Source organism: Candidatus Dormiibacter sp., from assembly GCF_050999135.1.
Lineage (GTDB): Bacteria > Chloroflexota > Dormibacteria > Dormibacterales > Dormibacteraceae > Dormiibacter > Dormiibacter spiritus.
Genome location: NZ_JBPCPN010000011.1, coordinates 17,407 through 39,826 on the forward strand (window position 1 = coordinate 17,407; position 22,420 = coordinate 39,826).

20 protein-coding genes and 1 pseudogene are annotated in these 22,420 nt (G+C 67.0%); 8 read left to right on the forward strand and 13 right to left on the reverse strand.

Translation table 11 applies throughout. The features are described from left to right. Positions 1-178: 178 nt before the first annotated feature. Together ACR2MZ_RS02770 and ACR2MZ_RS02775 are read left to right on the forward strand one after the other, a co-directional pair. Complete coding sequence (locus ACR2MZ_RS02770; RefSeq protein ID WP_434003542.1) at positions 179-1,183, forward strand: hypothetical protein; 1,005 nt, start codon at positions 179-181, stop codon at positions 1,181-1,183. Positions 1,184-1,205: 22 nt separating this feature from the next. Then, positions 1,206-1,528 (forward strand): annotated as a pseudogene (locus ACR2MZ_RS02775) (cyclase family protein); the annotation flags it as partial. Positions 1,529-1,543: 15 nt separating this feature from the next. Here ACR2MZ_RS02775 and ACR2MZ_RS02780 read toward each other — a convergent pair. Continuing rightward, positions 1,544-1,864, reverse strand: a complete 321-nt coding sequence (locus ACR2MZ_RS02780) for a cyclase family protein (protein WP_434003579.1) — start codon at positions 1,862-1,864, stop codon at positions 1,544-1,546. Between the two features lie 583 nt (positions 1,865-2,447). Continuing rightward, the gene (locus ACR2MZ_RS02785; RefSeq protein WP_434003543.1) at positions 2,448-2,897 is read right to left on the reverse strand and encodes a hypothetical protein; all 450 of its coding nucleotides are present in this window, start codon (positions 2,895-2,897) and stop codon (positions 2,448-2,450) included. Positions 2,898-2,991: 94 nt separating this feature from the next. Here ACR2MZ_RS02785 and ACR2MZ_RS02790 point away from each other — a divergent pair, with 94 nt between their 5' ends. Then, a complete protein-coding gene (locus ACR2MZ_RS02790; RefSeq protein ID WP_434003544.1) occupies positions 2,992-3,570 on the forward strand; it encodes a PadR family transcriptional regulator in 579 nt (192 codons plus the stop codon). A 107-nt stretch (positions 3,571-3,677) separates the two neighbouring features. Here ACR2MZ_RS02790 and ACR2MZ_RS02795 read toward each other — a convergent pair whose 3' ends face one another. Then, positions 3,678-7,190, reverse strand: coding sequence for a GAF domain-containing protein (locus tag ACR2MZ_RS02795; RefSeq protein WP_434003545.1), 3,513 nt, complete (start codon positions 7,188-7,190; stop codon positions 3,678-3,680). Positions 7,191-7,293: 103 nt separating this feature from the next. Continuing rightward, entirely contained in the window at positions 7,294-8,049 is a 756-nt protein-coding gene (locus tag ACR2MZ_RS02800; RefSeq protein ID WP_434003546.1) for an alpha/beta fold hydrolase, read from the reverse strand. Positions 8,050-8,158: 109 nt separating this feature from the next. Here ACR2MZ_RS02800 and ACR2MZ_RS02805 point away from each other — a divergent pair, with 109 nt between their 5' ends. From ACR2MZ_RS02805 to ACR2MZ_RS02815, 3 genes are read left to right on the forward strand one after another with little or no spacing between them, the layout of a single operon-like run. Continuing rightward, positions 8,159-9,070 (forward strand): ATP-binding cassette domain-containing protein, encoded by a 912-nt coding sequence (locus ACR2MZ_RS02805; protein ID WP_434003547.1) that lies wholly within the window; start codon positions 8,159-8,161, stop codon positions 9,068-9,070. After that, a complete protein-coding gene (locus ACR2MZ_RS02810; RefSeq protein WP_434003548.1) occupies positions 9,067-9,912 on the forward strand; it encodes an ABC transporter permease in 846 nt (281 codons plus the stop codon). The genes ACR2MZ_RS02805 and ACR2MZ_RS02810 overlap by 4 nt, the downstream gene beginning before the upstream one ends. Positions 9,913-9,958: 46 nt before the next feature. Next, on the forward strand, positions 9,959-10,594 hold the full coding sequence (locus tag ACR2MZ_RS02815) for an NAD(P)-dependent oxidoreductase (protein WP_434003549.1): 636 nt from the start codon (positions 9,959-9,961) through the stop codon (positions 10,592-10,594). A 123-nt stretch (positions 10,595-10,717) separates the two neighbouring features. Here ACR2MZ_RS02815 and ACR2MZ_RS02820 read toward each other — a convergent pair whose 3' ends face one another. Then, complete coding sequence (locus ACR2MZ_RS02820; protein WP_434003580.1) at positions 10,718-11,323, reverse strand: arsenate reductase ArsC; 606 nt, start codon at positions 11,321-11,323, stop codon at positions 10,718-10,720. A 128-nt stretch (positions 11,324-11,451) separates the two neighbouring features. Here ACR2MZ_RS02820 and ACR2MZ_RS02825 point away from each other — a divergent pair, with 128 nt between their 5' ends. Both ACR2MZ_RS02825 and ACR2MZ_RS02830 read left to right on the forward strand, forming a co-directional pair. Then, a complete protein-coding gene (locus tag ACR2MZ_RS02825) occupies positions 11,452-11,838 on the forward strand; it encodes an ArsR/SmtB family transcription factor (RefSeq protein WP_434003550.1) in 387 nt (128 codons plus the stop codon). Positions 11,839-11,863: 25 nt separating this feature from the next. Continuing rightward, positions 11,864-12,511, forward strand: a complete 648-nt coding sequence (locus ACR2MZ_RS02830; protein ID WP_434003551.1) for a cation efflux transmembrane domain-containing protein — start codon at positions 11,864-11,866, stop codon at positions 12,509-12,511. Between the two features lie 21 nt (positions 12,512-12,532). Here ACR2MZ_RS02830 and ACR2MZ_RS02835 read toward each other — a convergent pair whose 3' ends face one another. The 8 genes from ACR2MZ_RS02835 to ACR2MZ_RS02870 form a co-directional block, all read right to left on the reverse strand. Next, positions 12,533-13,405 (reverse strand): oxamate carbamoyltransferase subunit AllH family protein, encoded by an 873-nt coding sequence (locus tag ACR2MZ_RS02835; RefSeq protein WP_434003552.1) that lies wholly within the window; start codon positions 13,403-13,405, stop codon positions 12,533-12,535. A 35-nt stretch (positions 13,406-13,440) separates the two neighbouring features. Further along, positions 13,441-14,853 carry a YlbE family protein gene (locus tag ACR2MZ_RS02840; protein WP_434003553.1) on the reverse strand — a complete coding sequence of 471 codons (1,413 nt, stop codon included), beginning with the start codon at positions 14,851-14,853 and terminating at the stop codon, positions 13,441-13,443. After that, positions 14,850-16,343 carry an acyl-CoA synthetase FdrA gene (fdrA, locus tag ACR2MZ_RS02845; RefSeq protein ID WP_434003554.1) on the reverse strand — a complete coding sequence of 498 codons (1,494 nt, stop codon included), beginning with the start codon at positions 16,341-16,343 and terminating at the stop codon, positions 14,850-14,852. The genes ACR2MZ_RS02840 and fdrA overlap by 4 nt, the downstream gene beginning before the upstream one ends. Then, positions 16,343-18,724: an aerobic carbon-monoxide dehydrogenase large subunit gene (gene cutA / locus ACR2MZ_RS02850; protein WP_434003555.1), complete on the reverse strand. Its 2,382-nt coding sequence runs from the start codon at positions 18,722-18,724 to the stop codon at positions 16,343-16,345. Before cutA ends, fdrA begins: the two co-directional genes overlap by 1 nt. Continuing rightward, entirely contained in the window at positions 18,721-19,227 is a 507-nt protein-coding gene (locus ACR2MZ_RS02855; protein ID WP_434003556.1) for a (2Fe-2S)-binding protein, read from the reverse strand. Before ACR2MZ_RS02855 ends, cutA begins: the two co-directional genes overlap by 4 nt. Beyond that, the gene (locus ACR2MZ_RS02860) at positions 19,224-20,084 is read right to left on the reverse strand and encodes an FAD binding domain-containing protein (RefSeq protein WP_434003557.1); all 861 of its coding nucleotides are present in this window, start codon (positions 20,082-20,084) and stop codon (positions 19,224-19,226) included. The genes ACR2MZ_RS02855 and ACR2MZ_RS02860 overlap by 4 nt, the downstream gene beginning before the upstream one ends. Positions 20,085-20,096: 12 nt before the next feature. Beyond that, on the reverse strand, positions 20,097-21,506 hold the full coding sequence (locus tag ACR2MZ_RS02865; protein ID WP_434003558.1) for a uracil-xanthine permease family protein: 1,410 nt from the start codon (positions 21,504-21,506) through the stop codon (positions 20,097-20,099). Positions 21,507-21,632: 126 nt separating this feature from the next. Next, positions 21,633-22,337 (reverse strand): MBL fold metallo-hydrolase, encoded by a 705-nt coding sequence (locus ACR2MZ_RS02870; RefSeq protein WP_434003559.1) that lies wholly within the window; start codon positions 22,335-22,337, stop codon positions 21,633-21,635. Positions 22,338-22,420 lie beyond the last annotated feature (83 nt).

Below are 22,420 nucleotides of genomic sequence, written 5' to 3' on the forward strand. Positions count from 1 at the left end.
GGGACGTTGATCACGCCCCTACCGCTGCCGTCGCGACCGGCCGCGGCACCGTCTGCTGACTCGCCGCCGCGATGAAGCGCGGGCCTTCCCTATCCGCGATTTGTCCAGGACGATCCTGCTACCGTGCTAGGCGTTAGGCTTGGGCGGTCGGGCGATTGACGATCAGGAGGAGATAACGGTGGCGGGGATCATTGCGCTGCTTCTGCTGACGGGGTCCCTGTTGGGAGTGGGCCCCCTCAGCAAGTCGGCCGACCAGTACTACAACGAGGCCAAGACCAACTTTGACCGTGCGGCGATCTTGAAGGAGACGAACATCAGGATGGCGCAGCCGGACGGGACGACTCTGACCGGTGAGATCGAGTTGAATCGCAAGGGCGACGCGGTGATGACCCGAAACCTCAAAGCTGGAAAAGAAGAGGTCATGCTGGTGCGCTACAAGCCGTTCGTGCGGGGGGATCGTGCCCTGTGGGAGTCATTGGGCCAGGCGAAACTGGCCAAGGCGCTCGCCAGGCGTTGGGTCGTCTCTCACGACAGCACGCTCGGACTCAGCATCGCCGACTTCATCAGCGCGGGCGAGTGGGACAAGGGCACGCACTCGCGGACCGATCTGAAGAAGAACGAGACCAAGACCATCAACGGCCGAGCCGCCATCCGGCTTTCGGACAGTTCGGGCGAATTCTGGGTTACGACCCAACAGCCGACTCAGGTAATGCGACTGCGCACCACGGGGCCGAGTGCGATCAGCTTCGACCTGAGCTACCCAAGCTCGTTCTCCGTTGCGGCGCCCGCCGATGCCATCGACCCGGCCGATCCCACATCCCTGCCGGCCTATTACCGAATCGTCGCTCACGACAGCCTGCCTCCCTGTGATCCGGCTGCCTGCCGGCTTGGTGAGGTGGTCACCAACGACTATGGGAATCTCGCGCCGGGCGACAGGCCAAAGGTCACGATCATGGTTTCCCGCGCTGACAACCACCAACCGTTGGGCCAATGCACCACTGACGTCCCCGTCATAGTGCACGGCGAGAGTGTCAAGGTCTCCTGCGTGGTCGCCAGCCAGGCGCTGATCGACTACGCCAACTCAGGCCAGACGACCTTCTACCACACGGCGGTGATCACCAACCCATTCTGGGACGACGGCCGACCGCCGAGCGGGCAGGCTCCCTCGCAGCCGCAGGGCTGATCGGCTGTCCACCAGGGTGCCAATGAAGCTGCTCGACCTGAGCCAGGACTTCTCAGTTCATACGCCCGCCTTCGCCAGCTACTCGGGACCCAGCATCAAGTGGGTGAAACGGCTGGCCTTCGACAAGGCGGGCGGCCAAGAGATCACCTCCACGCTCCATGTCGGCACCCACCTGGACGCGCCCGCCCACTTCTATTCCGGGGGCAAGTTCATTGGCGACCTGCCGCTGGACTTTCTGGTCGGCCCCGCTGCGTGGTGGACCTGGAGCGGATGGGCATGGGCGATTACGACCTCTACGGGCCTGAGCACTTCGAGCGCTGGGAAAAGGAGACCGGGCAGCGGATCGAAGCGGGCGACATCCTAGTCATCCACACCGGCTACCACAACCACTATCCGGAGAACTGGGCTGACGGTCGGAGCAACGTGGATGATGTCGTGCGGGAAAAGCAGCGTGTGCATGATCTGGTAGTCCCGCTTGGGAAAGATCTCGGAGAGAGGCCGGCCCAGCTTCGCGGCGGCATCCTCGGCCTCATCCGCTCGGAGGCGCTGGATGACTGTGTTCATGGGATGATCGGCGCTGCCGGCGTCGACCGCCAGGTAACGCACGCGCCGCTCCAGCACCCACTCAGCGAATTCCCGTGTGGGCCCGGGGTGGCGGATGAAGTACTTGGTCTCATCCACTCAGTGGGTGGTCAGCCTTGCAAGCGGCACCTGATCCGGTGCGAATTACTGCAGAGTCATTCCCAATGGCCGTCCGGCTGCATAGGTCCGCACGCCATCACCTGCGCGGAAGGCGGCACACGCGCCGCTGCAACCCCTGGAGTTAGCTAGGCCGGCCGAGCACTCGAGAGGCCCTAAAGCTGGGCCGGCGGTACTGGAACGCTATGAGGCCCATGGTCACGACAAAGAAGAACACGCCGCCGATGTTGTCGCCAAATGCCTTCGGGTCGTCTCATTCCACGATCAGGCCCAGGACTTGGATCACCAGGGCCAGCGCCCCGAGCAGGATTGGCAGCCGCGAGCGCTTGAACCGGTTGCCGGGGCCAGATGTACCAGCTGAGTGCTAGGAGCGCGATCACCAGGAAGGCGCCGTCGTCGGCCTTATCGGGCAGATCTTGCTCCTGAAAGGCGACGAAGCCAAAGGTGAGTCCGCCCAGGCAGAGGACCGAACTGGCGAGGAGGTTGTACCAGCGATTCGCAGCCGCGAATGAATCGAGTTGGGGTCCGGGCTCTTCCGGAATGCTGACGTGCTCACCTGCGCTGTTCATGCCAAACCACCGATGCGAGAAATCGACTGGGGGAGAGCACCGTTCAAGGCCACGTGGAGAAGGCCGAGAACGACCAGCATTGCCATTACTCGGTAATGGGTTTTGCGCAGGCGCAGGCGTTCGGATCCTCGTAGTGAGCGCAGGCGCATGCCGATCATGACCTGGCCGCCGGCGACCAACATCGCACCGGTAGCAACCCAGAGCCCGGCACCGTACCCGGGGCTTCTCGACATCGGTCCGGACATGGCAACCCCTGCATGGACCAGGCTCAGGCCGGCGATTGTGACGCCAATCCAGTAGTGCGGTCGCATGCGCTCCAAGTAGGGGAGCGACCAGCCATGCGGCGCCAGCCGGCGGCGGCGCAGAAGGTAGGGAAGGGAGATATTGGCGGCCACCAGAGCCGCCACCAGCCAGCCAGTGGCCTCCCCGAGTACAAGCGCGATCATTGCTTACCATCCATAGTCGGTACTGACTATAGAATGGATCGCCGAATAAGTCAACACTGACTATGGAGGACTTTCCTGTGGTTGCAAACAGGCGATGGCTTGCAAACAGTTTCCGCTTCGGCCGGACAATGAGACACCTGTGCACCACCGCCTGCTGATCTTGGGACTGCTTCTGACTGGCCCGTTGACGGGATATGACCTGCACCGGATTGTGGCGGCCCACGGCGAGTTGTACCGAGACCTGAAAAAGGCCAACCTCTATTACCTCCTTGATCGGATGGCCCAAGAAGGATTCGTGCAGATGAGAACCCAGTCTGGAGCCAGGGGACCCCGAGGGGAGCGGCTGATCTACGCGCTCACGCCGATCGGCCGAGTCGAGATGGTCGCGCTGCTGCGTGCGGTGCTCCAGAACTACGAGCCGGTGCACAGCGGCGTCGACGTTGCGATCATCCTGCTTGATCATCTGCCCCGGCCCGAGGCGCTGCGCTTGCTCGGGAAGCGACTCGAAGAGGTTGCATCCCGGCGTCGTCACCTTGTCAAGGAGCTCGGCGGTCAGGCCAATGAGCCAGGATCAGCCGCTGATCACCTATTGATGCTGGTCGACGCTGAACTGCGCTGGATTCGGCGGGCGGTGCGCCGCGTTGCTGAGGCGCAGGCGCTCGACTCAACCTGATCACGGACCAGGAGCGTTGCACTCATTCACTCACCTCTCCCCCGATAGGAGCTGAGGCGCGCTGGGAGCGACCTGGGCCGGACTGAGCCCTGGCTGGACCAAACCGCCTAGGCTCGGGCTCGGGCGCGCTCCTGGGGCGTGGCCCGGGCCGGCTCCGCCCCGTCCGGCTCGGTGAGGGCAGGGCCGCCCGCGAACGCCGGCCGGGTGTTGAGCGCGTAGGGCGACCACTCGTCGCGCTCCAGCAGCTGGCCGGCCATCGCCTCCAGCTCGCGGATGCGCACATTGGCGCGGATCGCCTCTCGGATGGAGAGGATGCCCACCGCCGGATGTCGCTTCTCCACGACGTGGCGGAGCATGTTCAGGTGCGCGTTGTCCGGAACTCCCGGCTCGCGAATCTTGCGCACCGCCGCCCTCACTGTCGACTGCGTGCCGTCGATCGCCTCACCGCGGGCGAAATCGAACTTGTAGAAGGGGCTGCGACCGCTCAAGCGGTGCTCGCCGCTGAGCTTGATCCACTTGGCGTCCTCGACCCCCTTGCCCACGTCGATGACCAGCCGCACCGAGCGACCCAGGTAGGGGAAGGTCGCGTTCATCCGCGCATACGTCTCGCGCTGACCCTGGAGCGGCTCGTGGCGTCCGATCAGGAGCGGCGCCGCCGCATCAAGCTCGATGCGGTCAATCGGCGTGAAAAGGGACACGATCGCAAATGCGTGGGGGATGAGATCCGCCACCACCCCGATGTCAGCTGCAGCGCCGGTCAGAGCCTGGGCCTCCAGGATCTCGACGCGGATCTCCTCGACGCTGTCCAGGAAGTCGCGCAGCGTCCGCTCCTCGGTGAGGAGCAGCTGCAGCAGGCGCACCTCGAGCTTGAAGTAGTAGTGGTCGGCCGCCACCAGCTCGCAGCCGCCGGGCGCCTGGTCCAAGAAGCGCCGGTAGTCCTCAGGGGGAGCCCCCAGCGGCTTCTCGATCAGGATCACATCACTCAGGTCGTAGTAGCGCGCCAGCGTCGGTAGATGCGTTGCGGCCGGCGTGGCGATGTACGTAATGATGTAGCAGCTCGCCTCCAGCTCGCGCTCCAGCTGAGCCCGCGCCGGGTTGGCGTCGCTGTCCCAGTAGAAGACGTCGCCGTTGGCGCGGACCTCCTCCTCTTTCTCCTGCAGTCGCTCGTGGGCGCCCGGGGCATCCCGTTCGACCACGTGCAGCCGGAAATTGAAAAACTGCTTGAGCGTCTGCAGGTGGTGGTAGGCCTTCTGTCCCCACTGCCCGAACCCGATGAGGATGAAGTCCTTCTGGATGTGGCGCTCCTCCTCGGCGAGCGCGTGCAGCCGGGCGTTCTTGATGGCCACCGCCGCCTGGTGGGCCAGGCCCTGGGCGCGCTGCACCTCGTCAGCTGTGAAGTTGCGCGTCTGCTCGCGCTGCGCCAGTACCGCTGCGCCGATGGTCTTGCCGTCCGCGACCAGGGGGAGCGCCAGCAGCGAGCGGACATCGAAGGCCTCGACGTACGCGGCAGGCACCAGCTCGCTGGCGGAGACATCCTCGATGGCGACCGGCAGCCCACGGTCGATCACCTCGAAGAGGAAGGAGTGATCCTGCCTCTCGCCCCGCCAGCGCTGCCAGGCCTCCTCCCGGTCGGACGCCGCGGCCCCGTACCAGCCCTCGCCATCCTCCTCGGAGAGAGCGATCTGGCAGACTGACGCGTCCACGAGCCGGACCAGGTTGCGCGCAACCAGCCGCAGCGTCTGCTCCAGGTCGATGGTGGAGGCGATCGCCTCGCTGACATCGGCGCTCAGCTCCAGCTGCTCGGCGTGGCGGCGGGCGTCCTCGTAGAGGCGGGAGGTCTCCACCGCCAGCCCGATCTGGAAAGTGGCAGCCCGCAGCGCCTCGATCTGGCTCCAGTCCGGCCGGCGGCGATGCGAGCGGTGGTAGCCGACCTCGAGCACGCCAGTGGCGCGGGCGCCTGAGTCCAGCCCGACTGGCAGGAACATGCGAACGAGGTCAGCGTGGCCGCCAGCCTCGAAGACCTCCGCGCTCAGCGTGAAGGGTGCCACTCCATCCTCCGCTGGCAGCTCGCCGGCCTCAGGATGTCCGATCAAGCCGGCCGGGACAGTGGTAACGGTCTCACCGTCAGCTCGCACCACCGGGACCTCTGTCCAGCGGACCTGATCAGGGATGCCGCCTGCCACGAGGTCTGGGCCCGCCGGCTCTTTGGTGACGGGACCGACCAGGGCCACCTGCCAGCTGCTGGCGACATAGGCGAGAACGTCCGTACTGGCCAGCCTCCGCTCCTGCTGCAGCGCCCAGCGAGGGATGAGCGCCTTTCCCCGCTCGCCCCCGGCATCCTCCGAGGCGGCCGCAGCTATGGTGTCAGAGGTCGCCGCCCCGGCCGTCATGCGCACCAGCAGCCCCCGTTCGGCCTGATCCTCGATCAGGTTCATGGTGGCGAACTGGAAGTCGAACTCGGGCACCGAGCCGTCGGTCAGGTGGACCACGACGGCGTTCAGCACGTCCTGCCGGGAGGAGCCCGGCCGCAGCATGGCGGAGCTCATGCGGCTCAGCGCGCCCAACAGCCGGTTGCTGTCGGCCAGTGTCGAGATCAGGCGGCGGCTGGCCAGCGCGCCGCCCACCAGGTCGGCGGCCGCGCCGAGGAGGACATCTGTGGTGGGCGCCCGCCGGACCGAGGCCAGTGGATCACGGCCCATCACCACGAGGTAGCCGGCAACCTCCTCGCGGACACGGAGCGGGAAGGTTCCCGCCGGGTACAGGCGGGCCGGGGCCATCGCGGTGGCCAACGCCGTCGTAACCCCTGCCTCCCGGTCGCCAATCTCGGCCGGTACCTCCAGTCGAACCGGGACCGCCGCCGGAGCGTGAGCTGTAACGAGGTCCAAGCCGCCGCTGCGCGGTCCAATCTCGTAGATGGCCGCGGCGTCCAGGTCGCTGGCCAGCAGGAGGTCGGCGAGCGCGATGGAGAGCTGGCGCCGCAGCCCGGCGCCGGCGGCCCCAGCGTCGTCGGCGGCAGCCGTCAGCAGTCGGGTCAGGCGGCCGACGCTGTCGACAGCGGCCCTCTGGGTGCGGGTGAGCACCGAGCGGATGCGGACGGCGGACTCTCGGGCTTTGCGCTCGAGCTCCGCCACGGCCGCTTGATCGGGAGCGCGGGAGCCTGCGGGTGGGGCGGGCGCGGCCGGGTCGGCGCAGAAGTTCAGGTAGAGCAGGCCCACCAGCCGCTCCTCGGCGAGCAGCGGCAGCCCCACAGTGGACAGGACGTGGTGGCGGCGGATGAAGGTGCTGTCGATCTCGGAGGGCGCATCTTTGGCGACCAGCGTCTGCCGCCGCACGGTCAACCAGGCAGTCGAGCCGTAGTGAGTCACGCGGAGGTCGTCAGGCGCCTTGCCCCCTGCCTCGTCGTCAAGGTATCGGTTGAGCTGAGACTGCATGTCGGACAGCGACTCGCGCAGGCTGTCCGGCGGCAGGCCGATCACGTGCGGCCCGTAATAGCGGCGGGCGTCCTGGTCGTACAGGACGAGAGAGACGATGTCGGCTCCGGACGCGCGTTTCATGTCCGCCAGGACGCTGCGGAGGACGTCGGTCAGGCTGGGTGAGGCCGATTCAGAGCTCGGGGACATGGCTTCCCTCCTCTGGGAAACCTGATCATAGGTCCGTCAGCGCCTGACAACGAGGTCGCGCTGGCACCTGCAGCCAGAGCACTGGAGGGTGAGGACCCGGAACTCAGCCAAGAAACTCGGCCACCAGCCGGTTGAAAATCGCCGGGCGCTCAAAGTAAACGGAGTGGCCGGTCTTTGCCAGCAGCTCAAATCGGGCGCCAGGAACCAGCTCGCAAAGCCGTCGCACCGCCGCCGGCGGGATCACGCGATCCTCGGCGCCGGCGATGCCCAGCAGTGGGACGCGGAGCCGCGCCACCGCCTCCGGCGACGTGGTCGCCATCTCAGCCAGCGTCCGCCGAAGTCTGGCCTTGTCCAGCCCTGCCGAAGATGAGAGGGCGTCGATCGAGGTGTAGAGATGGCTCAGCGCCGGCCGCTCGGCCGTCATCCGAATTCCGACCGCGGGATGCACGCCAAGCACCGGTGCCTCCTCCTGGCTGGCGACGCCATGCCTGAGCGACCCCGCGGTGGAGGCCATCACCAGCGCATCCAGGCGCTCGGGCTGGCGGAGGGCGAAAGCCAGGGCCGTCCAGCCGCCCATCGACTGAGCGACGACGCTGACGCGCTCGAGGCCCAGATGATCCAGCAGGGCGATCAGGTCTTCCGCGAAGCTGTGGGGCAGGCGGGCCGGATCGTCGTTGCTGAACGATGGGACGAAGCCCCTGTGGGCGAAAACGACGCAGGTGCGACGCTCCGAGAATGCAGGCACCTGCTGCCACCAGGAGACGTGGTTGCCGCCCAGGCCGTGAGCGAAGACGAGCGCCGGACCGCGGCCGTGGACCTCGTAGTAGAGCCGGGCGCCAGGCAGATCGAGGTAGGGCACAGCGAGGCTGATCCTATCCGGCCGGGCACCTCATCGACCAGCGAAAGGTGACTCTGTCCTCTGTGACCGGCACGACTTCGCACACGTTGACTGGTTTATCGTGGCGGCAGTGGCCGAGCTGGAATATCCGATTGCGACCAGCGGCTTGACCAAACGCTTCAGCGCCCACGTGCTGGCAGTCGACCGGCTGGAGCTGCGGGTACGGAAGGGTGAGGTCTACGGTTTCCTGGGCCCTAACGGGGCCGGCAAGACCACAACCCTCAAGATGCTGGTCGGGTTGATTCGCCCTACCGCCGGTCAGGCCGTTGTCGCCGGCCACACGCCGGGCGATCCGATCGGGCTGGCCAGGATCGGCTGCCTGGTGGAGAGCCCCGCCTTCTATCCCTACCTGTCGGGTCGCGACAACCTGCGCGCCGCCGCTCGTGCCACTGGCGCACCTGAATCGCGGGTTGATGCGGCGCTGGACGAGGTGGGCCTCCTGCCGCGCGGGAAGGACAAGTTCAAGACCTACTCGCTGGGCATGAAGCAGCGGCTGGGCGTCGGAGCCGCGCTCCTCAAGGAGCCCGATCTCCTCATCCTGGACGAGCCCTCAAACGGGCTCGACCCACAGGGAATGGTGGAGATGCGCGAACTCATCCGGCAGCTGCGTCAGGGCCAGCGGACCGTCCTCCTCTCCAGTCATCTACTGGGCGAGGTTCAACAGATCTGCGATCGGGTGGGTGTCATCCACGGAGGCAAGCTCATCAAGGAAGGGACGGTCGACGAGATCAGGGGTGGGACGTCGCTTCTGATTGTGGCTCAGCCGGCAGCGCAGGCACTGGGGCTGCTCTCCCAACGGCTCGGCGATAAGGTCCGCCTCGTGAACGGTGAGCTGATAGTTGATGTTGAGCCGCAGCGGGCGGCCGAGATAAATCACTGGCTGGTCTCGGCAGGCATTGGGGTCTGGCAGCTGCGCTCGGCCGAGCGCTCCTTGGAGGACGTCTTCCTGCAGCTGACCGGGCCCGTGGGTGCCCAGCCGTGACAGGGGCGCTGAGGTCGGAGTGGCTGAAGCTCTGGAAGCGGCCGGCTGTCTGGATCCTGCTCGCCATCCTCTTCCTCTTGTTGGTACTGCTGGTCTACGTGCTGAGCTGGTTCTCGACGCGCTCAATTCCAGCGAGCGTCAATCTTGGACCGGGCGTGACCAAGGCGGACCTCCTGCGAACCTACTACCCGCAGAACTTCCACCGCCAGTTCCTCTCGCTGTCCAGCTCCCTGGGCGAAGTCATGGCCCTCATTCTGGGCGTGCTCGCGGTGGGCAGCGAGTATGGCTGGGGAACGCTCAAGACAATGCTGACGCAGGGCCCGGGCCGGCTCAGCGCCCTAGCCGCCAAGCTGGCGGTGATCGGGATCCTGCTGGTCGTCTACGTGCTAGCATGTGCCGCCGGGGCCGCCGCAACGAGCGCTGCGCTCGGCCTGGCGGACGGAGCTGCGCTGCAGTGGCCGGATCCGATCGACATCGGCAAAGCGCTGCTCGCCTCCTGGCTGATGTTGGGCTGGGGTGCGGCGTTTGGCGTGCTGCTGGCCTTCCTCTTCCGGCAGTCGGCGCTGGCGATTGGCTTGGGCCTTGCCTACATCCTCGTCATCGAGGCACTGGTCTTCTCGCTGTTGCGCCAAACGCACTCAAGCGTGGTCGACACCCTGCAGAAGTTCTTCCCCGGGCCCAACGCGACGGCGCTCACCGAGTCATTCGGCCAAGCAGTCCGCTTCGCCAACCAGCCGCAGCCGCTGGTTTCCGGAGGTCAGGCGGCGGTTGTGCTGCTGGCCTTCGTGGCCGGCGCCACTCTGCTCAGCGCTCTCCTGCTCCGCCGCCAGGACATCGTCTAACCCGCACCCAAATGTATTCGACGATCCGTCAATATGGGCGCTGGCAATGAGGCTCGCGGTCTTCGGAGGTACCGGCTTCGCCGGCTCGGCAGTGGTCGATGAGGCGCTCGCTCGCGGCCACGAGGTGAGGATGCTGGCTCGTGGCCCGTCCGGGCTGAAGGCCAACCGCGAGCGAGTCACAGTGGTTCCCGGCGACGTGCGGGACGCGGCGGCGGTGGCCGCAACGATCGAGGGCTGCGAGGCGGTGATCAGCACCCTGGGTCCGCGGCGGGGGGAGAAGCAGGGAGCCGATTTCCTGGCTGAGGCGATGCGCAACATCCTGCGCGCCATGGAGGAGCACGGGGTGCGCCGCATCGTCGCCATCTCGGGCGCCGGAATCACCCTGCCCGGCGACCACAAGCCTCTCGTGCATGTGCTCGCTGGAGGCTTTGTCGGCCTGCTGGCGCGGGGCCTGGTGGAGGCCAAGCGGCGCGAGTACGAGGTGCTGAGCGCGAGCCCCGTCGATTGGACGGCTGTGCGGCCGACCCGGATCGTCGACGGGCCGGCGACAGAGCGCCGCCAGGTGAGCCTGGACGGAAGCAAGATGGGAATGCGGGCCACGCGGGGCGATGTGGCAGCGCTGACGGTCGACGAGGCGACCTCAGTCGGACATCCGCGGCAGGCCCCGTTCGTCAGCAGCTGAGCCAACCGGCCGAGTTCCCGCACCGATGGATGGCGGCCGGCGCCGAAGCGCTATCGGCAGTGCGGCGATCAGAGGCCGCAAGCCGCTGGCTGGCTCAGCCTTGAGGCGGCACTCCGGCTGCTCTCAGCTGAGCTGCGGCGCCTCTACCAGTTGGGCCAGGAGGTCTGTGACTCGCTGGTCGATGTGGTCTCGAATTCGGCGGACCTCTGTCAGACTCTTGCCGGCCGGGTCCTCGAGTTCCCAGTCTTCGTAGCGCTTGCCGGGGTAGATCGGGCAGGCATCGCCACAGCCCATCGTGATGACCACGTCCGCGGCGGTCACGAACTCGTCAGTGAGCGGCTTGGGAAACTCTTGAGATAGGTCTATGCCGATCTCCCTCATCGCCTCGACCGCCGCCGGGTTGACCTCGTTGGCCGGAGTACTCCCCGCGGAGCGAACATGCACGCGCCCCTGAGCATGGTGAGAAAGCAATCCGGCCGCCATCTGGCTGCGGCCGGCGTTGTGGACGCACACGAATAGAACCTCGGGGACTTCCTTCTTCATCTCACCCCTGGTTTGTGCGAGAGCGCGCAGCCGCTCACGCGTGAATCTCCACATAAAGATCGGCGTGAAGTTGTGGACGCGAGCGTCGCTCACGGCGTCAGTCGACTCGGCGATGTAGCGCTCGATGGTCTCCTTGGAGAAGATGCCCCGGAACTCTTCGTGTAGGCGTTGGGCCTCTCGCCGCATCTGATGCTGAGTGATCGGATCGAAGATCTCACTCACGTGAACGGCCTCCTCTGCAGGCAATATTGACTGCCATCGATTCATCCATCCTGACAGACAGCATTCATCCCTGTCAATATTGAGGAACTTCAATGCCACCCGAAGAGCTTCCGACCCGCCGCCTCACGGTTCTCGACTGCGCTCCTCTGCTCTCCGGAACCCCACTGGATGAGGCTGGAGCCGACCGCCTGGCCGCCGCGCTGCGAGTGCTGGCCGAACCTGCCAGGCTCCGCATCGTCAGCCTGATCCAGGCCCAGCCTGACCGCGAGGCGTGCGTCTGCCACCTGACCGAGGTGCTCGGCCTCTCTCAGCCGACTGTCAGCCACCACCTTCGAGTGCTCTTCGAGTCGGGTGTGCTGGCGAGGGAGCGACGGGCCAACTGGGTCTACTACCGCATGGTTCCAGGTGCCCTCGCCGAACTTCGGCAAGCCCTCGGTGAATCTGGTCAACCGCTGGCTGGCGGCGTGACGCGAGGGTGATCTGCTGATTCGGCTGGCTTAGGAGATGAGCGCGACCGTTCAGCGCCGTGCCGCGGTCGGTCAAGCCGTCGGGCTCGAGGTCTTCACCATCGTCTGGATGCTGCTGGAGGCGGCAGTCGCCATCGGCGCGGGCATCCTGGCTCGGAGCGTGCTGCTCACTGCCTTTGGGCTGGACAGCACCATCGAGCTGATCAGCGGTGCCACACTGCTCTGGAGGCTCTCAGCCGAAGCCCGCGGCGCAGATTTTAAGCGCGTCGAGCGCGTTGAGAAGCGCGCAATCTGGATCTCGGCGATCCTACTCATCCTGCTTTTCGCCTACTTGGCCGCGACCACGATCATCGGACTCCTGCTTCGCTTCAGACCAGACGGTTCCTGGGCAGGTTTGGGCATAAGTGGCGCCGCGATCATCGTCATGCCCCTGTTGGTCTGGAGAAAGCGGGCTGCCAATCGCACGATCCAGAGCTCGGCCCTCCGGGCGGACATCGCCGAGTCCATCACCTGCGCTTACACGGCGGGCGCAACCCTCGTTGGGGTCGCACTGACCACTGTTCTGGGCTGGTGGTGGGCCCAGTACGTGGGAGCCCTAGTACTGCTCTTCTTCATCGGCCGAGAGGCGTGGGAGGCCCTGGGGGCTGCCCGGGAAGGCAAGGGACGCTGCGAAGACGGCAAGTAGGTGGCAGTCGTCGGGCATGCTTCAGGCTGCCCGTCGAGGGGGTTCGGAGCCGCCGATTGTCACCTCACCCAAAGTTCCGTTCCTAGGTGCCGACGCTGCGCACAGGGCAGTGCCGGTGCTGGCCGCTGCCAGCGCCACAGCCCGGCCGGTGCTGTGGCCGAGCCGCAGCAGCTGCGCCCAGGCGCCCCGCCAGTGATCGTCAGGGGAGTTGACGTCCAGCACAGTGGCCAGCGGTTCCGGGAGGCAGCCAGCCAGGGCGAGCTCCAGGAGCGTGGCGGAAATCGCCGTCGTGCGCTGGCGCAGATCATCTGGTAGCAGCTGAGATAGCCAGAGGCGCTGCCGGCTCCGGCCGAGGGCCAGCGCCCAGGCCAGTGTCGTGGCCACCGTGCCCACGAGCAGGTCATCGCCCTCCGGCGTGAGACCGGGGCCGCGTCCAATCAGCTTTGCCGCCGCTCGAACGAGCGCGGTTCCATCCTCTGCGGCGACCGCCCGCCAGAGCGCCGCCACCGCCGCGTTGCCAGCCAGCAGCTCCAGGTCGATCGCACCGGCCAGCTCGCCCAGCGCCTGGGCCCTGTTCAGCACCTTCAGCCGGTCCTCCGGCGACGAGCCGGACAGCAGCGGCTCCCAGGATGGCGGTTGCTCTGCGTCCCAATCGACGCTGAGGCCTTCGGCCCGGATCTGGCCGGGCTCGAAGCGCACCCGGCTGCCGTGCGGCACCCCGCTCAGATCGGCCTCGCGGGCGGCCAACCTGATCGCGTTGGGCAGAAGCGGCACGCCGGCGGTGGTCAGCGCGATGACGAACCCGTCCACGGCGAAGTACGCCGAGGTCCTGCCTGCCCCCAGCATCCGGCCGGTACCTGGCCGAACGAGGAGATCGTGAACGGGTCGCGCCACTCGCTCCGCGCGGTAGCGGACGGGCGCAGCCGCGCTCAGTCGAGTTCCCCGGCCAGGGCGGCGGTGGCGGCCGCGAACGCCTGAAGCGGCGGCTTCACCAGCCCGGCGCCCACCTGGCCCACGCCCGGCTTGCGGCTGGCGATGCCCGTGTTGACGAAGGGCAGGACGCCTGTATGCACCACTTCGCGGCAGTCGATGCCCAGCGGAGTACCTCGGAAAGAGAGTGCGGGAATCTGATAGTGGGCGCTCTCGGCCCAGCAGATCTCGTACATGCTCTCGGTGGCGCTGACCGCATCCTCCGGTCGGCCTCCCACGAAGCTGACAATGGCCGGCGCGGCCGCCATCGCGAAGCCACCCAGGCCGATGGTCTCGGTGATCGTGCTGTCGCCGATGTCGCGGTTGGCGTCTTCGGGGCCGAAGCCTGGTAGGTAGAGGCCCTCGACCACCCCAGCCGGCCCGGTGAACCAGCGCTCACCAGTTCCTGTCACGCGGATTCCGAACTCGGTGCCGTTGCGCGCCATTGCTACCACTATGGAGCTGGCCTCGACGCCTGCCGCGGCGTCGGCAGTCGCCTTCCCGGCAGGCATCGTGAGGTTGAGCGTGAAGTGATCGTTCGCCGCTATGAAGGCAGCCGCCCGGGCCAGCTGGGCCGAGGGCAGCGTAAGTTCCGGCAGCAGCGGCGCCAGATGGCGCAGGAAGAGCGAGGTGCAGGCGCGGTTGCGGTTGTGGCCCTCGTCGCCCATCTGCAGAGCCTGCGCGATGAGGCTGCGTAGATCGAGCGGGCCCAGGCGGGCCAGCGCGGCGGACATCACTGGCGCCAGGCCGTCGGCCAGCCAGTGCAGCCGCTCCTGCACCTCGGTGTCGAAAGCGCCGTAGCGGAGCACCTTGCCCAGACCTTCGTTGAAAGTGCAGTAGGCGACGTTGCCGTGGCTCACGTTCTCGACTATCCACATGGGCATGGAGGCGCTCACCACTCCGGCCATGGGCCCGACTGCGCCGCGTTCATGGCAGGGGGCGAACCGCAGTGCGCCCGATCCGGCCAGTCGCTCCGCCGTCTCGGGGTCGTCGGCCAAGCCTTCGTAGATGATCGCTCCCAGCACCGCTCCCCGGAGCGGCCCCGACATGTCCGGCCAATCGATCGGCGGACCCGCATGGAGCAGAGTGTGGCGGTCAAGGTCGGGCACCAGTTCACCGGCCCGGCCGACGCCGATGAGCATCGGTTTCGCCTCCTGCATCCGGCGGACGGCTTCGTCGTTGGCCTTGGCGATGCGAGCTTCCTGCGCCGCCAGTCGGGCCAGGGTTCCCTCGCTGCCCGCAGCAGCTGGCAGCCACTCGATCCGCTCCACCGGCACACCCTGCTGGCTGAGCGTGTCGGCGAAGAGCTCGACGCCTGCGTTGGCAACCTGCAGCGGGCGGCCCAAGATGCCGCCTCCCTCTGCCGCGTTCATTTCAAACCGGCCGCGAGGAGCGCTGCCCGCGCCGCCGCTGCCGCGCTGCGAGTCACCACCGCCCCGGCCTGCCGGAGCTGCGTCGCCTGGGCCTCCAAGCTCTGCGGGTCGTCGGTGGCGCCGCAGAGCGAAATGCAGACGGTGAGCCGGCCCGGTCGATCCGCCAGCGCCCGCCGCATGAGCCGAGTCAGCTCGGCGGGGTCTGCATCCGCGCCGTAGCCCAGCACGACGTCGAGCACCAACACGCCCACAGCCGGATCGGCCGCCTCCCGCTGGAACCGCTCATTCCGCAGGCTGGGGTCGATCATCGGATGCGCCCGGCCCTGGGTCAGCTCGTCGTCGCCAAAGTCGACGAAGCAGTGGCCTTCGCTGGTGCGGCTGTCAGCCAGGCGCCATTCCGGGCGCAGCGGGATGTTCGAATGCACCACCTGCCCGGCCTGGGCCACAACAGTCATCGCCTCAGTGCAGAGCGTCCCGCCCGAGAAGAGACCGCGGATCAGGCCTGGCGTGGCAGCTACTGGCGGCTCCTCTGTGGCCCAGCCTTCGCCGCCAGCCAGTTCGGCAGCAAGTCTTGCCCCTGCCTCCAGCGTCCCAGCCAGGCGAACTCCGGCTGCCTCGGACAGGGAACTCGTCAGACCGGGCAGCGCCATCACCACAGGCTTGCCGGTTTCCGCGGCGGCCGTCTGCACCCTGCCTGCCACCGCCGGATCGGGCGGCTTCGAAACCACGACTATCACCTTCGTCTCGACGTCCTCAGCCAGCAGCTTCAGCGCCGCCAGGGTCATGAGACCGCCCACCTCGCGCTTCAGGTCCCGGCCGCCCACGCCGATGGCGTGGGAGATGCCGACGCCGGCTGCGTCGAGCAGGCAGGTCAGCTCCTGGATGCCCGTGCCGGAGGCGCCGACCACCGCCACCGGTCCCCGCTGCACCGCATTAGCGAAGCCGAGGCCGACTCCATCGATGATGGCGGTGCCGCAGTCGGGCCCCATGAACAGCAGACCCAGTTCGGTGGCGCGTTGCTTCAATGCCACCTCGTCCTGGATGCTCACGCCGTCGGAAAAACAGAAGACATGCAGGCCCGCCTGCAGGGCCTGAGCGGCCTCATAAGCGGCGAACCGGCCGGGCACCGAGATGAACGCAAGCGACAGATCCGGATGACGGCGCGCCGCCGAGCGCAGCGATCGCGCCGGCGCCAACGCGCGGCCGACTGGGGCGCTCCGCCGCTGCTCGGCCAGGCTGCCTTCGACGGCCGCCAGCGCCGCCTGGGCAGCTGCCTCTGTCTCCGCCCTGATTGCGATCACCAGATCGTTCGGTCCCAGGTCTTCCGGGAGCGAGAAGGCCTGGCCCTGCAGCAGCTCCAGGTTGAGGGGAGTGGCCGCCACCGCAGAGGCCTGATCGACTCCTCCAACCGCGGCGGCGTCGCGCGAGACCAGCATCAACGCAACCGAGTCGAAGTAGGTGTCGCGCCGAACGCTGACGAGGTCGGCCATCAGGCCGGCTCCCGATGCAGGATCTGGAAAAGCTCTTCGGGCGAGAGTGGGACGTGGTCGATGGGCACTCCCAACGCGTCGCTCAGCCCGTTGGCGATCACGGCCGGAACCGGGATCGTGCCGGCTTCGCCAACTCCCTTGACGCCCAGCTCGTTGCGTGGGGAGGGGGTCTCCAGGTGGTGCAGCTCGACAGGCGGAATCTCGGTTGCGTAGGGGATCAGGAAGTCCATGAAGCTCGCGTTCTGGATCTGGCCCTCAGGCGAGTAGTGGATGCGCTCGTAGAAGGCGCCCCCGATGCCCTGGGCCAGCCCGCCCAGGACCTGACCGTCAACAATCAGCGGATTGATGATCCTGCCGCAGTCGTGAACTATCACGTAGCGCAGGATTTTCAGATTGCAGGTCCGGCGGTCGACCTCGACCAGCGCCGCGTGCATGCCAAAACCGAAGACTCCGGCGGCGGGGCTGTAGTACTCAAGCGCCGACAGTCCTGGCCGCGATCCTTCGGGTAGGGGACGATCCGCCTTCGCATAGGCGCGCTGCGCCAGCTCGGCGGCGAACCGGGCGTCACGGCCGTAGGCATAGCGCAGCGGGTTGGAGACCAGCGTCAGCCGCCCGAGCGGCACGCTCTTCTCAGGCACGCCGCGCACGTGAACAGCCCCAGCCTCGAAGACCAGGTCTTCGACCGCCACCTCCAGCGTGGTGGAGGCGAGCTTGGCTGTCTGTTCTCGCAGGGAGCGAGCGGCCCTGAGCATCGCGTGCCCGGCGACGACGGCGCTACGGCTGGCGAAAGTGCCGACGCCAAAGCCGATCCGGCGCGTGTCACCGGTGGTGACGCTGATCCGCTCCAGGGGTACGCCGAGCTCGTCGGCGACTATCTGGGCAAAGATCGTCTCGTGGCCCTGGCCCTGCGTGGAGAGACCGGTAGCCGCGCTGACAGTGCCGTCTGGCAGGATCGCGATGGTGGCGCCCTCGTAAGGGCCGATGCCTGTGCCCTCGACGTAACAGCCCACGCCCAACCCGACCAGCCGCCCTTCCGCCCGGGCTTCCGCCTGCTGCTGGCGGGCTCCGTCCAGGCCGAGCGAATCCAGCAGCAGCTGGAAGCCGCCGGGATAGTCGCCGGAGTCGTAGACGGTGGGGCCGCCGTCCTGCCAGCTGACGCCCACGTCGTAGGGAAATTGGTCGGGCTGGATGAAGTTTCGCCGCCTGACCTCCAGGCTGTCCAGCCCCAGCTCATGGGCCACCCGCTCGATCACGCGTTCCATGACGAATACCGCCTGGGGGCGGCCGGCGCCGCGATAGGGGGAAACCGGCACCGTGTTGGTGAAGACCGACCAGAACGAATAGCGATAGTTGGCAAGCCGGTAGGGACCTGGCAGCTGGGCTGCGGTGATGATCGGCACTATCAGCCCGTAGGGACAGTAGGCGCCTGTGTCGTGCAGGAAGCGGACGTCCAGAGTCAGGATCCGGCCCTCAGCGTCCACGCCCACTCGAACGTCATGGATCTGCCCGCGCTCCTGGTTGGAGCCGATGAAGTGCTCGCGCCTGTCCTCGGTCCACTTGACGGGCATCCCGAGCTGGCGCGAGGCCCACGGCACCAAAACTTCCTCTGGATAGAACTGCATGACCTTGACGCCGAAGCCGCCACCGACGTCCGGCGCGATCACGTGAACGCGGTCCCAATCCAGCTCGAACAGCTCCGCTAAGCCGGCGCGGATCCCGGTCGGCGCCTGAGTCGAGTCGTACACCTCGATGGTGTCCTGACCACTGTCGTAGCGGGCGAACACAGCCCTGCCTTCCATTGGCATGGAGGCGCTCCGCTCGGGCCGGAACCGCCATTTGAACACATGGGGCGCCGAGCCCAGCACTCCATCAACATCGCCCTTCATCTCGCTCACGTGCGCGGCTACGTTGTCAGCAGCGTCAGAGTGGGTCAGCGGGCTGCCGACGGCCACCGCCTGCTCCAGGTCCACCACCACTGGCAGCGGCTCGTACTCGATCCGGATCGCCTGCGCGGCGTCCTCGGCGATGTAGCGATCTCTGGCCACCACCATGGCAACCACCTCGCCGGCGTAGCAGACCTCATTTCGGGCCAGCGCGTACTGAGTTCGCGGCGACTTCAGATCCCGGTGGGGAATGAGCAGCGGCAGCCGTTCGGCAAAACCGCCTTGAAGATCGTCATAGGTGTAGACGCCAAGGACGCCTGCCACGTCCAGGGCGCCCGACACGTCGATGTCACAAATGCGCGCGTGGGCGAAGTCGCTGCGCACGAACGCCGCCTGCGCTGCGTCGTGCGCCAAGTCGTCGGTGAAGCGGCCGGCGCCGGTCAGGAGTCGACCATCCTCGCGCCGCTCAACCCTCTCGCCGAAGAGTTTGGTGGTCAAGCTTGGCCGCGCTCGCGCGCAATGCTGGACGCGGTCCGGACAGCCTGCAGGATGCCTGCATAGCCTGTGCAGCGGCAGAGCTGGCCCGCCAGAGCCTCCCGCAGCTCCTGATCGCTCATGCCTTCGGCAGTCCGATAGAAGGGAAGGGCAGCCATCAGAAACCCAGGCGTGCAGAAGCCGCACTGGAGGCCGTGGTGCCGCCGGAAAGCCTCCTGCAGGGGATGCAGAGTGCCATCGGCAGACGCGAGGCCCTCAACAGTTTGGATCTCGAGTCCTTCAGCCTGAAGCGCGAACATGAGACAGGAGCGCGCCGGCCGGCCGCCGGCCAAGATAGTGCAGCAGCCACAGACGCCGTGCTCGCAGCCCACATGGGTCCCCGTCAGGCCGAGCTGGTGGCGGAGCACGTCGGAGAGCAGCCAGCGCGGCTCAACTTCGAGCTCTTGGGCTGCGCCGTTCACGGTCAGCGTGACTCGCTGCAGCTCCGATCGCACGGGCACGCTCATTTCAAAGCCCGCTCAGCGGCTCTGCTGACGCAGCTCAGGCCCAGTTCCAGCGCCAGCCAGCGGCGATAGCGCGCGCTGGCGTGGAGATCGTCGCCCGGATCGAGTTCGGCCACCGCCTCGGTCAGCGCTGAGTGCAGGCCGGGGCCGTCGATCTCCTCCGCAGCCACGGGTGGCAGGGCATGCACGTGGCCCAGCCCACCCATGCCCAGGTAGGCCACGGCAGCCTTGAGCTCTCCGTCAGCGGCGCGGACCCGCGCGGCCACCCCGCAGATGGCGTAGTCGCCGCTTCGCCGGGCGAACTCCTCGAATGCAAAACCTTCATCTGCTTTACGCACTGGCAGCCGCAGCTCGTCCACCCACTCGTCTTCAGCGAGCGTGTTCTCCAGCGCCCCCGTCCAGAGCTCGGCGGCAAGGATTGGGCGGGTGCCCCGCCGGCTTCGCGCTCGGACGCTGCCCGCCAGGAGCGCGACGGCTGCCGGCAGCTCGGCGGCCGGATCCCCGTGGACCACGCTGCCCACGACTGTGCCCCGGCTCCTGATCGCGGGATGGGCGACGTGGCGCAGCGCCTGACTCAAGAGGGGAATCACCTCGGCCACCAGCGCCGATTCCAATGCGGCCGCTTGCCTGACCAGCGGTCCCAGAACGAGCTCGTCACCGGCGACCGCCGGCTCCGCCGGCTCGCCGGCGAGATGGTTCAGGTCAATGAGATGGCCAAAGCTCGCCAGCCGCATGTTGAGGATGGGGATGAGGCTCTGGCCGCCGGCCAGGATCTTCGCTTCCGAACCGAGCTGCGCCAGGAGCTGGTCCACCTCCTCGCGGGAGCCGGGTCGGTGATAGGCGAAGGGCGCCGGCTTCAAGCCCGGTGACGGCTAGCGGCGCCGGTTGCGGTTCGGCTGATTGCGCCGGGCATTGGGCCTGTCATTGGCGGCTCTCGCCGGAGCCGTCAGGGGAGCAACGGCCACCGGGGTGGCGGAGCCGGTCAGGCTGCCCTCAGTGCCGCCTTCGCGGAGATGACCGATCCTGAGCAGCTGCCAGAGGATGATCGCGCTGAGCGCTCCCAGGCCGAGGTTGTTGATCTCGAAGTCGCCGATCTTGAGATCGGCGTTGCCCGCGGCCAGGATGAGCGGAATGGCGACCACCACGAGGTTCGCTCGTTTCGAGAAGTCGACTCGTGCGTCAACCCAGATCTTGCCGCCGATGACTGCGATCAGCCCGAAAAGGTAGAGCTCGATGCCGCCCAGCACGCTGAGGGGGATGCTCAGCACCACCCCGCCGAACTTGGGGATGAAGCCGAGCAGGATCGCCGTCACCGCTGCGATTATGAAGATCCAGATCGAGAACACCCGCGTCACGCCCATGACGCCGATGTTCTCCGCGTAAGTGGTCTCGCCCGTACCGCCGAAGAGGCCGCTCACGATCGTGCCGACGGCGTCGCCGATGAAGGTCCGGCCGAGCATGCCGCTCAGATCGCGCTTCATGATGCCGCTGATGGCCAGCACGTGGCCTGTGTTCTCGGCCACCAGGATGATCGGGATCCACCAGAAGAGGCTGAAGGAGCGGGCATCGAACTTGGGCGGGAAGCTGAAAGTCGGCAGACCCAACCAGGCTGCGCTGCTGATGGCGCCGGTGTTGATGTGGCAGCCGGCGGTCGCGGTGGCGCAGTAGCCCCCGGCGAGCTGATCGACGCCGCTGGCCACATAGCCGACGACGACACCTATCAACACAGGCAGCATGCGCGGGAAACCACGCAGATAGACCGACGCCAGCGCTGCCGCCAGCACAGTGATGGTGGCCGTTACGAGCTCGGTCTTGTAGTTGGCCCAGGCCGCCTGGGCCAGGGCGATGCCGATCACTGCGACGACGGTGCCGGTCACCACCGGGGGCATGAGGAAGCGGATGAAGTTGGCGCCCAACAGCTGAACCACGATGCCGATGAGGAGGTACACGGCGCCCGCGATGATGATGCCGCCGAAGGCCAGATCGTGGTTGCCGTGGGAGCCGCCCTGGATGGCGAGCACCGAGCCGAGGAAGCCGAAGGAGGAGCCGAGGTAGCTGGGCACCTGCCGGTTGGTGATGACTATGAAGAGCAGCGTGGCGATGCCGCTGAAGAAGATCACAGTGTTGGGGTTGAAGCCCAAGATGAGCGGCACCAGTACTGTGGCGCCGAACATCGCCATGACGTGCTGTAGGCCCATCAGGATGGTCTGCGGCCAGGGCAGCCTCTCCTCCGGATAGACGACGTCAGCCTCGGGCCTCAACAGCTGCTCTCTCACCGCCATCTCCGGAACCTCCTCTCAGGCGCGAACCTCTACCGCTGGCTATCGTAACCGCGGTCGAACGTCCCAGGGCACCTGACGGGTCGAGCTCCCACGCGCTGCTAGGCCTTCAAGGGAACTTCCTTCCGACTACGCGTAGTCACACTGCTCGACGATCTCGGTCAGTCGCCGCTTCGCGTTGGCTCTCAAAACGGGTCCGTGGCTGACAACCACAGTCTCGTAGTGCTCCGCCAGAAGCTTCTCGGCTGAGCGCTTAGCCATCACCGGATCGGTGCAGAGTTCCCTCCGGACTCCGACGCGAAGCTTCCGCGGCATCGCACCGAAGGCATCGGCCGTGAGCAAGAGCCCGTGTTCGTCGGAGAGCAGTGAAGTGTGTCCCAGTGTGTGTCCAGGTGTCGCGATGAGCCTGAACCCTGCCACCACCTCTCCTTCGCGTAACGGCCGGCCGACGGGAGCGGTGGGCAGCTTGTTCCATCTCTGCAGGCTGCGGAGGATGCGGTTGCTGGATGGGTCCAGGGGCTGCTCCCCACCAATGATCTCCGCCTCGTGCTCAGGCGCCACGATCTCTGCCTGTGGCGCCCAGGTGCGCATCCCTGGAATTCCTCCGATGTGGTCCTGGTGATGGTGTGTGAGATAGATGCGGGTCAGGTGGGCCGGTGCGATACCCAGGCTGGTCAGCGCCGCCTGAATCCGCTTCGGGCTGCTTGGAATGCCAGTGTCGACAAGCGTCCAGCCGTGCTCACCGCTGAGGGCGAAGACGTTGATCGCGTTTGAGATGCTGAAGGCGTCAATCCGGTAGACGCCGGGAGCGATTTCCTCAGGGCTCGTCGTCATGTCTGGTGAGAGAGATGATGACCGGTTTGGCGGAATCGGTGCGGGTCTTTGCTTTCGGACGCTCTGCGATGTCAGCCGAACCT

Bases quoted from the DNA above. Each gene is read 5' to 3' on its own strand.
- ACR2MZ_RS02855 (WP_434003556.1), bottom strand. From the start codon at position 19,227: ATGAGCGTGCCCGTGCGATCGGAGCTGCAGCGAGTCACGCTGACCGTG.
- fdrA (WP_434003554.1), bottom strand. From the start codon at position 16,343: ATGGCCGACCTCGTCAGCGTTCGGCGCGACACCTACTTCGACTCGGTT.
- ACR2MZ_RS02840 (WP_434003553.1), bottom strand. From the start codon at position 14,853: ATGAACGCGGCAGAGGGAGGCGGCATCTTGGGCCGCCCGCTGCAGGTT.
- ACR2MZ_RS02785 (WP_434003543.1), bottom strand. From the start codon at position 2,897: ATGATCGCGCTTGTACTCGGGGAGGCCACTGGCTGGCTGGTGGCGGCT.
- ACR2MZ_RS02870 (WP_434003559.1), bottom strand. From the start codon at position 22,337: ATGACGACGAGCCCTGAGGAAATCGCTCCCGGCGTCTACCGGATTGAC.
- ACR2MZ_RS02795 (WP_434003545.1), bottom strand. From the start codon at position 7,190: ATGTCCCCGAGCTCTGAATCGGCCTCACCCAGCCTGACCGACGTCCTC.
- ACR2MZ_RS02825 (WP_434003550.1), top strand. From the start codon at position 11,452: ATGCCACCCGAAGAGCTTCCGACCCGCCGCCTCACGGTTCTCGACTGC.
- ACR2MZ_RS02790 (WP_434003544.1), top strand. From the start codon at position 2,992: ATGGCTTGCAAACAGTTTCCGCTTCGGCCGGACAATGAGACACCTGTG.
- ACR2MZ_RS02815 (WP_434003549.1), top strand. From the start codon at position 9,959: ATGAGGCTCGCGGTCTTCGGAGGTACCGGCTTCGCCGGCTCGGCAGTG.
- ACR2MZ_RS02820 (WP_434003580.1), bottom strand. From the start codon at position 11,323: ATGCGGCGAGAGGCCCAACGCCTACACGAAGAGTTCCGGGGCATCTTC.
- ACR2MZ_RS02830 (WP_434003551.1), top strand. From the start codon at position 11,864: ATGAGCGCGACCGTTCAGCGCCGTGCCGCGGTCGGTCAAGCCGTCGGG.
- ACR2MZ_RS02865 (WP_434003558.1), bottom strand. From the start codon at position 21,506: ATGGCGGTGAGAGAGCAGCTGTTGAGGCCCGAGGCTGACGTCGTCTAT.